This is a genomic window from Bradyrhizobium sp. LA2.1 (assembly GCF_040547725.1).
In the GTDB taxonomy this organism is placed as follows: domain Bacteria; phylum Pseudomonadota; class Alphaproteobacteria; order Rhizobiales; family Xanthobacteraceae; genus Bradyrhizobium; species Bradyrhizobium barranii.
In genome coordinates this window covers 190116-203452 of sequence record NZ_JBEPQI010000002.1, presented here as the reverse complement: position 1 = coordinate 203452, position 13337 = coordinate 190116, and the positions used below count along the sequence as shown (strand labels likewise).

The following is a 13337-nucleotide window of genomic DNA, read 5'->3' as shown; positions in this document are numbered from 1 at the left end:
TCCCTCCGCAGGAGCCTTCGGGGCGAGCTTGCGGAGCGAAGCGGCGTGCTCCGCCCGATCTGCTCCAGTCGTTGCTTGAAACGCCAGAACGGTCGTCGCGTCAGGTTGCCGTTCGCGTCGGCCGGATTGTTATGAAGTTCTAACCGCAAGACGATCAAGCAAATCGCAGGAGACACCATGTCCAAAGGAAAAGTGCTCGTTGTCGGCTCCAATGCCACCCGTATCGAAATCCAGGGCGGCGGCACCGGACCGACCGGCCAATACCTCAATGAAACCGTCGTGCCGGCGATGGCCGTGATCGATGCCGGCTACGAGGTGGTGCTGGCGACGCCGAACGGCAAGCAACCGTACATCGATCCGGCCTCCGATCATGCGGCCCATTTTGACGGCGACGAGAAGGCCTACCGGCGGGGACGCGACTTCTTCGACAAGGACCCGGCGATGACCAACGTCCATACGTTGCGCGCGATCGTGGACGGAGGACTGGATCAATACGCCGCCGTTTTTGTCCCCGGCGGGCAGGGCCCGGTCGTCGACCTCATGCAGGATCCCGAGCTCGGCAAGATTCTGCGATATTTCCACGAACGGAAGAAGATCACGGCGCTGCTCTGCCACGGACCGATCGCAACTCTGGCCGCCCTGCCCGACGCCAAGGCCTATCGCGCCGCCCTGATCGCCGGCGACAAGGCCAAGGTCGCGGAGCTGGGCAAGGGCTGGCAATATGCGGGATACAAGATGACGGTGTTCACGGCCTCGGAAGAGATACCGATCGAGGAGCAGTTCCTGCACGGCAAGATCTACTTCACCATGCCGGACGCGCTGGGAGCTGCGGGTGCCGAGGTCAGCCGAAGCGCCGTCGACTTCGAGCCTTACGTCGTCGAGGACCGCGAGCTGATCACCGGCCAGAATCCGCGGTCCGACCATCCCATCGCGGCAAAGCTGATCGCAGCGCTCGACCGCGCCACTGTGGCGGCGTAAGCGTTTACTCCAATGTCATCCGGCCCGGTGCGCAATTGCGCTCAGGGGAGGAAATCGGGACAGAAGCGTGCCTCAGCGGCATCCGGCTTCTTTCGGACCGCGTTCCGTGAAACTAACAGGTCTTCTGCTGCAAGTGCTGCACGCAGGTGCAGGTCTTCGCCGCCGGATATTTCACGTCGTAATAGGGAAAACTCGACGTGGCGGGGGTGTTCGTCGAGCAGCGGGGGAACAGGTAATAGCTGTCGGACAGCTTCACCGTGCCGGCGATCGTGAAGCCGAGGTTGGGCGCGTAGTCGTAGGACACCTCGCTCAGAATGAGCGAGATGTTGGCATTGCTGGTGCCGCCCGGCGCGGTAAAGGACGACAAGGTCATCTGCTGACCGGCGGCCCTCGCCCCCGACGTACTGGTCGACTTGCTCCATTGCACCGTCGCGTTGCCATTGCTGTCGGTCGAGACCTCGGAGACCGTGATCGTCATCAGCGAGGTGCTGCCGTTCTTGATGGGATAGGGAGCCATGATGGAGCTCGCCGCAGCGAGAATGCCGTCCATCTGGGTCGACGTGACGGCCGTGTTCTGCGAGATCATGTCGGCAACGCTGTGCGCAGTCGCGCTGACCTTGACGTTCATGGCGAGCCCGTTCCCGAGCTCGACGCCGCCGACATAGAGCACCAGCATGAACGGCGTCACGATGGCGAACTCCGTCGCTGCAACAGCGCGTACATCGGTCAACATCTGCCGAGCGCGAGACGACAGGGCGGAGATCATCAGGTAGCTCCTGGCTCGTTCTGGAACGCGGCGGACGACATGAGCAGCCGGTTGCCATTGCTAAGGTTCGAGAGATTGAAGCCGAGCGGCCCGAGCACGACCGGCCAGACATACATGACGCGGAGAACGACGATATCGCCGGAATCGCCCGGATTGTATTGCCAGCTGTTGGTCACATTGCCCGAGCCGTCGAAGGTCAGCGTGGGCGTCGCCGTGCTCGCGGAAGACCAGGACGTTGCGACCTGCATGTCGACCATCAGACCGCTGCAATTGAACAGGATCACGATCTGATCGCAGACCTTCTGCTTGAAAACCGCCTGGTTCATCTGCGCCGACTGAACCTGCCCCGTCATGACGAGACGCGCCGACTGGCGCACCACGGTTTCAAGCATCTGCTGGGCAAAGAAAACCAGAAACGTCTGGATGAGCGCGATGATGAGGGCGAGAAACGGCGCGGCAACGAGCGCGAATTCGACGGCCGTGGCTCCGCGGCTATCGCCGGCGAAGGCGGCGCAGCGGTTGCGGCGTCTTTTCGTTGTCGTGACCTGTCGGGTCATGGCGCCTTCCCTACTGCACGAGGCTGGCCGTGCTGGACGCAACCTTGATGAAGAGGTTGGTCAGCGCCGCGGAAATGTCGCCACCTGTCTGCACGCTCGCATACAGACCGGGCGATGCGCACGATTGCAGCCGTGTCGCGATCGTGCCGGTTGACGAGGATGGATTGTTGAACTGCGAGATGCGGCTCGTGTACCAGCTGTCGCTCAGCTGCAGATACTCGGTGTAGAGGACCGCGATGCGAATGCCGCGGTTCTTGATCGTCGTGCAGACCGTCGTGTCGAGCGGTTGCTGGCACCGCAAGGTCGTCGAGTTGGCTGTCGGAAGCGCATAGGTGGCATTGGGGTCGCAGGAGCCCCCCGTCTTCGGGATGAGCTTGTCCTCGACGCCGTCGGTGACGAGGAAGACCACTTCCTGCGGCGTATCGCCCGCCTGATTGGTGCCGGTGCCTGGCGCAGGCATCACGGTGTTGACGCCCGTGAGCCCGCCCGAGATATCCGTGCCGTAGTCGGTGGTGTAGGTGCAGTTGCCCTTGCTATCGACAATGGGGCAGTTCTGGTGGTCGACCGTCAGGAGCTGAATGTTGTTGATCTTCGTGGCGGCGGTGTCCGGCGTGGTCAGCACCTGAATCGTGTTGAGGGCGTAGTCGAAGGTGTAGATGGCGGCCTTGTAGGTCGTGTTGTTGAGCGCCGACATGCACTGCATGACGCCGCCCGTCACACCCGCCTGCGGGCACGTCCAGGGTCCCTTCAGCAATTGCGTAACGGCGTTGGTCACGAGATCGATGCGCAGCGTGATGTTGTTTGCGCGTGCGACGGTGAGATTGTCCTTGTTCGTCGAGCTGGCAGTTGCGTTGTTGGGACGCGCCTCATGGCAGGCGAACGAGCAATTCTTCGCGTAGCTGGGCTGGTTCTTCGTGGCCGCGATCATGTTGGTGATGTCGGCCTGCGTCGCGGCAAGCGCCATCGACGGCGAGTCGTCCAGCAGCAGGTAGAAATTCATGTTGGGCGCACTCGACGCCTTCGCCGTTGAGGAGCCAGAGACGTCCCAGGTCTGCTTGCCGAGAACGCTGGGGAAATTATTGACGGACTGCGCGGTGTACGAAACCGTGATGCTTCGTGCGAGGCCGGAATCCGTGACGGTGATGGTCGGCGTCGGCGTCGCCGTCAGACCGGGAAGATTCGCCTTCGCTGCAAAGACGGCTGCGGCGGTCGCCTGGACGACCGTCTTGTCGGTCTGGGTCAGCATCGCCGGCCGCACGGCTGCGATCGCGGCCGCGTCGGCGGCTGCGTTCAATTGCTCCCGCTTGCGGACGGCCTGCGTGTAGTCGAGCGTCATGCCCAGGAGAAAGACGATCGGCACCATCGTGAGGGCGAAGATAACGGCGATGTTGGCCTTCCGGTCTCTTGCGAAACGGAGCACTACCCGGCGGAGCATGACCTTCATCCTGATTGCCGTCGTGGCGGCAGAGAGCAATTCCTAAAGTCTTTTGATCGGGGCAACCGGTGGGATTACCGCTGCCGGTCAGCCCGCCAATCGCAGGCTGGAATATGGATATGGCCTTCTTAATCAACACTTACGGGCAATCCACAAACAGGGAGTGCAACGGAGTGGGATGTTCCATATCGAGAAGACATCATTAACGTCGGTTAAACGCGATCGCAGAGATTGAGGGGTAAGCGGCCTCAGGTGCGGTCGATACGGCCTCAACGCCGGCGCTGGCGGGTGCGTCCGGTGGGCTGCGCAGCGTCACCGCGCAGCAGGCACGTCGGTCTGGTTAAGGACGGCTATGGCACAGAGGCCAAGGCATCATGCCGTCATCGGGCATCTGCGCCATCGTCGTCTTCAACTTGCAGAATGGTGTCGGATAGCAGAGCGGCGGCCTTTTGAAGCGGCGCTATGAACCGGTCCAGTTCGGCGAAGCTCACGCGGGCCACCGGTACAGAGACGCCGAGGCAAGCGATCAACTCCCGATCCGGTGACAGAATGGGGACGGCGCACCCCACCACCCCCTTGACGTACTCTTCGTTTGTCTTGGCCCAGCCGCGTTGTCGCGTCTCCTCGAGAACCTTCATCAGAGCGTGGACATCGACGATCGTCGTTTCGGTGAACTTGGTCAGGGGTAGCGCGCGGCACAGCTTCGCCCGGATCCGCTGGGGCAGTCTGCTCATATAGATCTTTCCGGTCGACGTGCAGTGTAACGGCGCCGCTTCTCCCGGATTGAACTGGAGACCTTGCGGCTCCGAAACGCGAACGCTGTCGACATAGGCAACGACGTTGTCGCGCACGACGCCGATCTCACACTGTTCGCCGATTTCTCCCGCGACCGCCCGAAGCACCGCGTGCCGCCGCGCAGTGCGAAATGCAGCGCCGATGACGGTGGCGGACAGCGTGACGAGCTGGTTTCCCACAACGTACCGCTTGGTACCCAACGCCTTCTGAAGCAATCCGCGGTCTTCGAGGTTTCCGATCAACCTGTGTGCCGTTGGAAGCGGCAGCGAAAGAGCCTTTGCGATCTCCGCGGCCGAGACGGCTTTGCGTTGGTCGGCAACATGCCGAACGATCGCGAAAGCCCGATCCAACGGTCCTTCCTTCCCAATTCGCTTCGTCATTTCCCACCCGGCCAAAACTGGAAGTGAAATCAAGATCAACGCCGAATATTATCATTTTTCGGAATAAAACCTATTGAAATTCGACATAATAGATTGTCGAAATCCTGAAAGCTCATATTCTTGGCGTCACCGGCGATTGACCAGAAATTGTGCAGTGCGGTCTCGCCGTTCCGAAAATCGCGCTCCGCCGCTTGGCCGGGAGCCAAGTTCTGCCGGCGCGCTCAACAGGAGATGTGCATGTCTCGTCATTACGACGTGGACGCCGTGAGGAAGGAATTCCCCGCCGTCGAACGGATGGTCTATCTGGATTCCGGGTTTCAAACGCCGCTCGCGCGTCCCGTGAAGGCCGCAATCGAGCTTTTCCTGCGCGAGGGCTTCGAGACAGCCGGTCCGAAGAGCATCTGGCTCGATCGGGTCGAGCAGACCCGTGCCAAGGTCGCCCGCTTTCTCGGCGTGACGGCGGATCAGATTGCCTTCACGAAAAACACGTCGGAGAGCATGAACATTGCGGCAAACGCACTGCCGCTGCAGGCCGGCGACAACGTCCTGATGATCCACGGCGATCACCCGAACAACGCCTACGCGTTCCTCAATCTGCAACGGAAAGGCGTCGAGGTCCGCTTCATCCCGATGACGGAAGTCGTCGACGCCGACAGCTTTGCTCCCTTCATTGACGAAAGGACGCGTGCGATCTCGATGTCGCATGTGACTTTTCACGCCGGTCACCGCTTTGACATCGAGAGCGTCGGCGCGATGTGCGTCAGGAACAAGCTCCACTTCGTGGTGGACGTGATGCAGGCCATCGGAGTCGTGCCTGTTGACGCCAAGGCGATCGGCGCAAGCTTCATCGGCTCCGGCAGCCACAAGGGATTACTGGTTCCGCAAGGGCTCGGGCTGCTCTATTGGGACAAGACGCTCAAAGAGCTCGAGCCGACCTATCTGGCGGCTGCGAGCCTCGCCGAGATCCCGAGCGATCTCATCGCGCGTGCCGACAGGATGGCGCCCTCGCCGGCCGCCAGGCGCTTCGAGCTCGGCAACTTCAATCTGCCCGCAGTCCACGCCCTCGGTGCTTCGCTCGACATGATCGAGCAGATCGGGGTGCAGAACATCCAGAACCACTGCTTCGATCTCGGCGATCACCTGATTGCGCGCCTGGACGAGCTGGGCGTCCGCCTCGTCGGTCCGCGCGAACGCAAGCATCGCGCTCCGCACATCTACGTCATCGCCCTGCCCGCGGCAGACTGGCTCGGCCATTTCGAGGAGAACGGCGTGCGCGTGTCGCCCGAACGAGATGGCATTCGCGTCTCGCTCGGCATGTTCAACACCGCCACCGACATCGATCGGCTGATCGACGTCATCCGCCGGCGAGGGCTCGGACGCCCGTCCGTCGCAGCTTGAATCTGACAAACGATGGGAAGGCAAGAACCATGAAGACGCTCGTTCAGCTATTGGGACTTCTCCCGGCGCTCCTGGCTGTCAACGCAAGCCCGGCCGCGGCAGCCGACAGCCCGACGCTCGACAAGATCAAATCCAGCGGCTCGATCACGATCGGCTACCGTGAGGCTTCGATACCGTTCTCATACCTCGGGCCGGATCAGAAGCCGATCGGCTTCTCGCTCGATCTCTGCGCGGCGATCGTCGATCGCATCAAGGATGAGCTGAAGTTGCCCAGTCTGAAGGTCAACTACACGCCCGTGAACTCCTCGAACCGGATTCCCCTGATCCAGAGCGGGACTGTCGACATCGAATGCGGCGGCACAGCCAACGACAAGAAGCGGCAGGAACAGGTCTCGTTTTCGGTCGCAACGTTCGTCAGCCAGCCGCGCTGGCTCGTCAAGGCCGCCAGTGGCGTGAAGACCGCCGGCGACCTGAAAGGCAAGACGGTTGTCGCCACGCAAGGCTCCAACGCGGTAGGTTTCGCGCAGAGCGTCAACGTCAAGGAGCAGCTCGGCCTCAACATCGTCCAGGCCAAGGACCATGCGGAGTCCTTCCTGATGCTAAACACCGGCCGCGCCGTCGCCTTCATGGAGGACGATATCCTTCTCGCCGGGCTCAAGGCTGCGGCGCCGAATCCGGACGCGCTCCTGTTCCTTTCCGAGGGCTACGCGAAGATCTACTATGGGCTGATGTTCACCAAGGGCGACGCCGGCTTCAAGAAGCTCGTCGACGACGTTCTCTCCAAGCAGATGGCATCCGGCCAATTCGAGAAGACCTACGCGAAATGGTTCACCAGGCCGATCCCGCCCAAGGGTGAGAACCTCGCATTCCCGCTCACCGATGAGTTGATGGAGCGGATCGCACATCCCAGCGATGCCGTCGACTGATTGACGGAGCTGATCGTCCCGGAAGGTCATCCTCGTCCGCACCTGCAACCCGGAGGCTCGCGATGTTCGGAGTGCTTTTTGAACAGGCGGCAGACGGCCAGCGCTATATCGACTGGCTTCTGTCGGGTCTCGGTTGGACCCTGGCTCTGGCCTTCTTCGGCTGGTGGATCGCCTTCGGTATCGGCGTGTTCGTCGGCGTGGGCCGCACGGTCCAGAATCGTTTCGTCTCGATTCCGGCCCGGCTCTACGTCGAGATATTCCGAAACATCCCTGTCCTGGTGCAGATGTTCCTCTGGTACTTCGTTTTCCCGGAGGTGGTGCCGACCGCGCTCGGAAACGCCATCAAGCAGATGCCGCCGCCTTGGGCATCGTTCTTCCCGGCACTCCTTTGCCTCGGACTCTACACGGCGTCTCGGATAGCCGAGCAGGTCCGGGCCGGCATCGAAGCGCTTCCGAAGGGGCAGATTGAGGCCGCCAACGCTCTCGGCCTCAGCGGCCACCTCACCTATCGCTACGTCGTCGTGCCGCAGGCTCTGCGCCTGATCGTGCCGAGCCTCACCAGCGAGGTGATGGGAATATACAAGAACACCTCCGTCGCACTCACGATCGGCTTGATGGAGCTGACCGCACAGGCGCGCCAGATCAGCGAGGCAACGTTCCAGACATTCTCGGCATTCGGCGCGGCGACGATCATCTATCTTTGCCTGGCGCTGGTTGCGTATCAGATCATGACGCTCATCGACAAGGCCGTCAGGATTCCGGGTAGCGCCCCGGTGAAGCTCACTGCTGAACAGGATCTCGCCGCCGACATGCAGCAAGGCAGCGCTCTGCCTGGCGCCATGGAGACCGTGAAATGAATACCCTCGATTTCTCGATCGTCGCGCAGTCGTGGCCTTATCTCTGGTCGGGCCTGCTCTTCTCGCTTTCGCTCACGGCGGCCGCATTCGCCATCGGCATGGTGCTCGGAACCTGTCTTGCGCTGGTACAGCACTTCGAGGTCCCGGTGTTCGCGCAGATCGTCCGCGGTTACGTCGCGATCATCCGATCGATCCCGTTGATCCTCGTCCTCTTCTGGTTCTTCTTCCTGGTGCCGATCGTGCTTGGGCACCTGAGCGGCAACGGCCGCCCGATCCCGATCGGGGCGACCTACACGGCGTTCATCACCTTTGGCTTGTTTGAAGCCGCCTACTACTCCGAGATCATCCGCGTCGGACTGCGGGCCGTGAACAAGGGGCAGTTCGAGGCCTGCCAGGCGCTCGCGCTGTCGACCTACGACACCTACCGCCATGTCGTCCTGCCGCAAGTCCTTCGCGTGGCGAGCCCGATCATCCTGAGCCAGACGATCATCCTGTTTCAGGACACGTCTCTCGTTTACGTGCTGTCGTTGACGGATCTTCTGGGCGCGGCTTCCAAGCTCGCACAGCTCAATGGACGTCTCGTCGAGATGTACCTCGTCGTCGCGGTGGCCTACCTCGCCATCAGTTCGGTGGCCTCCCAGTGCGTCGCCACTCTTCGCAAGCGATATGGCCTTGCCACAGCACGATGATCATCGGGATACCAAACGGCCTCGTATTCGGGAGACGAACATGCCTCAAGCGACTGTCAGCAATGCCACGCAGCCCGGTGCAATCGTCCTCGTCGAGAACGTGATGAAGCGATTCGGCGCATTCAATGCGCTGAACGACGTCAATCTCAGGGTCGGCAAGGGCGAGAAGATCGTCCTGTGCGGTCCTTCGGGCTCCGGTAAGTCGACGCTCATCCGGTGCATCAACCATATCGAGAAACACGACGGCGGCAGGATCGTCGTCGACGGTGTCGAATTGAGCAACCGCATGGCCGACATCAACAGCGTGCGCTGCGAGGTCGGGATGGTCTTTCAGAGCTTCAACCTCTTTCCGCACCTCACGGTCGCCGAGAACTGCATGCTGGCTCCGATGAAGGTTCGCGGCATCTCGCAGGCGGAAGCGCGCGATCGCGCACTCGGCTTGCTGCGGAAGGTCCGCATCCAGGATCAGGCGGACAAGTATCCCGCGCAATTGTCGGGTGGCCAGCAGCAACGCGTCGCCATCGCGCGGGCGCTGTGCATGCAGCCCAAGATCATGCTGTTCGACGAACCGACATCTGCTCTCGACCCCGAGATGGTCAAGGAAGTGCTGGACACCATGGTCGAGCTGGCGCGAGATGGAATGACGATGGTCTGCGTGACACACGAGATGGGATTCGCCCGCGAGGTCGCCGATCGGGTCGTCTTCATGGATCGCGGAAGCATCCTGGAGGAGGCGGATCCGGAGACATTCTTCCGGGCTCCGCGCACGGAACGGGCGAAGGGCTTCCTGAACCAGATCATCCACTAGGATCCCGCTCGGCCGAGACCAAGCGCCGTCGGTGACGGCAGCTGCTCGACGCGTTCGTCCACGGTCCCCCGCTTCGAGACATATTGCCATTAGACTCCCCGCCGCAAACGTGGAGAATACCCCCGCACGTTACGTGCGCAGTGCACACCAAGATGCGCCAGGGGAAACAAAATGCCGGCTGCCTTCCCGTCCTCCCTACCCACCATCCCGACCGCTCCTTTGACCGCCCGGATGCGCGGTGCGCTGCGCGCGATCGTCGGCGAGAAGGGCCTGATCGAGGACGAGCACGGCAAGCAGCCGTTCGTGACGGATTGGCGCGGATTGCTGGTTGGCGGCGCCGGCGCCGTCGTTCGTCCTGGCAGCACCGAGGAAGTCTCGAAAGTGGTCCGGCTTTGCCACGAGCACGGCGTCGCGATCGTGCCGCAGGGTGGCAACACCGGTCTGATGGGCGGGGCCACGCCCTGGCCGGCGCACACCGGTATCGTGCTGTCGCTCGGCCGCATGAACCGCGTGCTGGATGTCGATGCCGTCGGCTACGCGATGACGGTCGAGGCCGGCTGCGTTCTCCAGACGCTTCAGGAGACCGCAAGCCGTCACGACCGGTTCCTGCCACTCAGCCTTGGCGCCCAGGGCTCATGCATGATCGGCGGCAATCTCTCAACGAACGCCGGCGGCGTGCAGGTGCTCCGCTATGGCAATGCCCGCAATCTCGTCTTGGGGCTCGAAGTCGTGCTGGCCAACGGGGACGTCTGGGACGGACTGCGTGCGCTCAAGAAGGACAATACGGGCTACGACCTCAAGCACCTCTTCATGGGCGCCGAGGGAACGCTGGGCATCATCACGAAGGCCGTCCTCAAGCTATGGCCCGCGCCGAAGGACATCTGCACTGCGTGGCTGGCGATCCGCGATCCGCGCGCGGCGCTGGAGATCCTGTCCGAAGCCCATGCGGCATCAGGGGACAATGTCGGCTCCTGCGAGCTGATGAGCCGCAGCGCCATCGACATGGTGCTGCGCCATATTCCCGGCACCCAGGATCCTCTCAAGGCCGACACGCCATGGTACCTCCTGCTCGAATGGTCGTCCTCGCGGGCCCGACAGGACGGGACCGAGGGCATGACCGAGAAGCTGGAGCAGTTTCTCGCTGATCAGCTCGAGGCCGGCCGCGTGCTCGACGCGGCACTGGCGCAGACGGTCGGTCAATCGCGCAACATGTGGCGCATCCGGGAAAGCGTCGCCGAGGCCTCCCGCGCCGAAGGGCCGGGACTGAGCTACGACGTGTCGGTGGCCATCTCCAGGATTCCCGGGTTCATCGACCAGGGGCTCAAGGCCGTGCTCGACATTCTCCCGACCATTCGCCCCTATCCTTTGGGGCACATCGGCGACGGCAATCTGCATTTCTCGTTCATGGGCCCCAAAGGCATGGATCAGCAGACGCTGACCCAATATTCGTCCGCCATCACGCGGGCCGTGAACGATCTCATCACCTCGATGGGCGGCTCGATCTCGGCGGAGCACGGCATCGGCATCGACAAGCTCGACGAGCTCAGTCACTACCGCTCGAAGACCGAACTCGACATCATGCGCACCATCAAACGCGCGCTCGATCCGCAAAACATCATGAATCCGGGCAAGGTGCTGCGGCTGTGATCGACGCCGGATAGCCTCGTCTACAACGATGCCTGCCTTCGCGCGACCTCCACGCGGGCGCCGTAGTCGGACTGGCCAACGGAGAAGTGAAAAAGACTGAGAGCGTCTCCGGTCAGGACCGCGTCGCCGGACGTGAGATGATTGAGGCCAACCCAGCCATCGCGCATCCAGACCACCCCGGGCTTGACGTCGTCGGTGACGCAGGCCTTTGCCGCGAACTCGCCCCGCTGATTGTAAATCCTGATCGCATCCCCGTTGCTGAGCTGACGCGCCTCTGCATCCACCGGCGATATCCAGAGTTGCGGGGCGACATTGTGCTTTGCCAATGCCGGGAGAGCCTGGCCCTCGTCATAGAACGAATGAAAATGTGTCAGCGTCCTTCCGAAGCTCAGCGACAACGGATAGGGCGAAGCCTGGTCGCCGCCATGCACCGGAAGTGGCGGAAGCCCGAGCCTTTCCGCCTGCGGCGAGCAGAATTCGACCTTCCCGGACGGTGAATCGAATTTCCGATCCACATAGGCGACCGCGGGCACGTTAAGAGGCAAAAAGCCACCGGCAGCGCGCAGCGACGCAACAGTCGCATGGCCGGTTGTTGTGTCATTCAAGATGACATCGATCACCTCTTCGATCGACGCCCACGGAAAGAAGTCAGCAAGCCCGAGGGAGTGTGCCAAAGAACTCAGGATTTCATAGATCGGGCGCGTCTCTCCCTCCCGCTCCAGTGCACGCTCCATCAGATAGAGGTGCGTGTTCGTCACCTTAAATCCCAATTCCTCGAGCCAGGCGGTTCCAGGCAACAACACATCGGCGAAACGCCGCGCCGTTTCATTCATGAACAGATCGAGACCATGGGAGATTTCACCGGCGTCCGCGAAGGACGACAGCATGTTGGTCCCCAGCAGGAGCAAAACCTTGAGCTGCCCGTCGGACAAGGCCTTTGCGATGTCGGGCATTTGATTGGCAACATAATTGCCCGGCGCGCGTGCCACACCCGTATTCAGATTGCACATGGCCGCACTGTGGGCGCCATGACGTGGGCCGAGACCGCCGCCTGCAACCCCAAAATTGCCGGTCAACGCCGGCAGACAGCTGATCGCACGCGCCGCGTGCCAGCCGTTGGCACTCTTGTGCATGGAGCTGCCGCCGAGAAGGATCATGGCTGGTCGCGTGGACGCGTACGCTCTGGCGAACGACGCAATCTGGCCTTCCTCAAGACCGGTCTCGGCTGCTGCCCAGGCCGGCGTGAAGGGCAGAACGTGAGACGACAATTCCGCGAAGCCGACGGTATGCGCTTCGATAAACTCAGAGTCATGGAGCTTTTCAGTGACGATGACGTGCATGACGGCCAAAGCGAACGCAGCGTCCGATCCAGGGCGGATCAGGAAAACTTCATCCGATTGAGCCGCCGCTTCCGTTCTCCTTACATCGATCGTGATGACTTTTGCCCCGCGACGCCGAGCCGCGACGATATGACGGGCGGTATTGGGCTGACTCGAAATGTTCGCGCCCCAAAGCACGATCATGTTCGAGTTCTCAGCCATATCCTCCTTGGTATTGACCTTGAGCGCGCCCGTCAGACCCACTCCAAAACCGCCAAGCCCCCAACAGACCATTGCAGGATGCCAGTTCTGGCATCCATACATATGCGCGAAACGCTGCATCAACTGCACCGTCACGGCACTGCCCACGGTGAAGCCGCCATGTCCCGCCCATAGACCCACCGCCTCGGGTCCAGCCGACCGCATCCGCTTCGCCATGAAATCCAGCGCCTCGTCCCAGCTTACGCGGCGCCAGATGTCGGTGCGGCGATCGTCGCGAATCTGGGGGTAGAGCAGTCGCTTCGGATTGCCGAAGATCTCGCTGGACGCGCGCCCGCGAACGCAAAGAAACCCGGCACTGTCCGGATTATCCTTGTCTCCGCTCAGCGTCTTGAGCCGATCGCTCTCGACCTCAACCTGCATTCCGCAAAACGTCGGGTGGCAGTTCATCGGACACATGGTGCGGACGATCTTCGCATCGACAGCCGACATGAGCGAGCCCTCCCGGTCTCATTCCCGAGATGATCTTATCAGAGATGGGATAGGTCGGCAGCCCCAATGAG

12 protein-coding genes are annotated in these 13337 nt (G+C 61.9%); 7 read left to right on the top strand and 5 right to left on the bottom strand.

Annotation, left to right across the window (positions count from 1 at the left end; translation table 11 throughout):
• Positions 1-177: 177 nt before the first annotated feature.
• Positions 178-978, top strand: a complete 801-nt coding sequence (locus ABIB95_RS03840; protein WP_208086279.1) for a type 1 glutamine amidotransferase domain-containing protein — start codon at positions 178-180, stop codon at positions 976-978.
• Between the two features lie 112 nt (positions 979-1090).
• Here the strand turns inward: ABIB95_RS03840 and ABIB95_RS03835 are convergent, their stop codons facing one another.
• The 4 genes from ABIB95_RS03835 to ABIB95_RS03820 form a co-directional block, all read right to left on the bottom strand.
• The gene (locus ABIB95_RS03835) at positions 1091-1744 is read right to left on the bottom strand and encodes a TadE/TadG family type IV pilus assembly protein (protein WP_028157690.1); all 654 of its coding nucleotides are present in this window, start codon (positions 1742-1744) and stop codon (positions 1091-1093) included.
• Positions 1744-2301 carry a TadE/TadG family type IV pilus assembly protein gene (locus ABIB95_RS03830; protein WP_354237958.1) on the bottom strand — a complete coding sequence of 186 codons (558 nt, stop codon included), beginning with the start codon at positions 2299-2301 and terminating at the stop codon, positions 1744-1746. Before ABIB95_RS03830 ends, ABIB95_RS03835 begins: the two co-directional genes overlap by 1 nt.
• A 10-nt stretch (positions 2302-2311) precedes the next feature.
• Positions 2312-3736 (bottom strand): TadE/TadG family type IV pilus assembly protein, encoded by a 1425-nt coding sequence (locus ABIB95_RS03825; protein ID WP_071917521.1) that lies wholly within the window; start codon positions 3734-3736, stop codon positions 2312-2314.
• A gap of 380 nt (positions 3737-4116) precedes the next feature.
• Positions 4117-4911 (bottom strand): IclR family transcriptional regulator, encoded by a 795-nt coding sequence (locus ABIB95_RS03820; protein ID WP_354237957.1) that lies wholly within the window; start codon positions 4909-4911, stop codon positions 4117-4119.
• 237 nt (positions 4912-5148) lie between these two features.
• Between ABIB95_RS03820 and ABIB95_RS03815 the strand changes: the two genes are divergently transcribed.
• From ABIB95_RS03815 to ABIB95_RS03790, 6 genes are all read left to right on the top strand, one after another.
• Positions 5149-6309, top strand: coding sequence for an aminotransferase class V-fold PLP-dependent enzyme (locus ABIB95_RS03815; protein WP_354237956.1), 1161 nt, complete (start codon positions 5149-5151; stop codon positions 6307-6309).
• Between the two features lie 29 nt (positions 6310-6338).
• Positions 6339-7235: an amino acid ABC transporter substrate-binding protein gene (locus tag ABIB95_RS03810; RefSeq protein ID WP_354237955.1), complete on the top strand. Its 897-nt coding sequence runs from the start codon at positions 6339-6341 to the stop codon at positions 7233-7235.
• 62 nt (positions 7236-7297) lie between these two features.
• The gene (locus tag ABIB95_RS03805; RefSeq protein ID WP_354237954.1) at positions 7298-8092 is read left to right on the top strand and encodes an amino acid ABC transporter permease; all 795 of its coding nucleotides are present in this window, start codon (positions 7298-7300) and stop codon (positions 8090-8092) included.
• Positions 8089-8781, top strand: coding sequence for an amino acid ABC transporter permease (locus ABIB95_RS03800; RefSeq protein ID WP_354176758.1), 693 nt, complete (start codon positions 8089-8091; stop codon positions 8779-8781). The genes ABIB95_RS03805 and ABIB95_RS03800 overlap by 4 nt, the downstream gene beginning before the upstream one ends.
• 40 nt (positions 8782-8821) lie before the next feature.
• Positions 8822-9589, top strand: coding sequence for an amino acid ABC transporter ATP-binding protein (locus ABIB95_RS03795; protein WP_354237953.1), 768 nt, complete (start codon positions 8822-8824; stop codon positions 9587-9589).
• A 171-nt stretch (positions 9590-9760) separates the two neighbouring features.
• On the top strand, positions 9761-11236 hold the full coding sequence (locus ABIB95_RS03790; protein ID WP_354237952.1) for an FAD-binding oxidoreductase: 1476 nt from the start codon (positions 9761-9763) through the stop codon (positions 11234-11236).
• Positions 11237-11256: 20 nt separating this feature from the next.
• Here ABIB95_RS03790 and ABIB95_RS03785 read toward each other — a convergent pair whose 3' ends face one another.
• Positions 11257-13266, bottom strand: coding sequence for a molybdopterin-containing oxidoreductase family protein (locus ABIB95_RS03785; RefSeq protein WP_354237951.1), 2010 nt, complete (start codon positions 13264-13266; stop codon positions 11257-11259).
• Positions 13267-13337 lie beyond the last annotated feature (71 nt).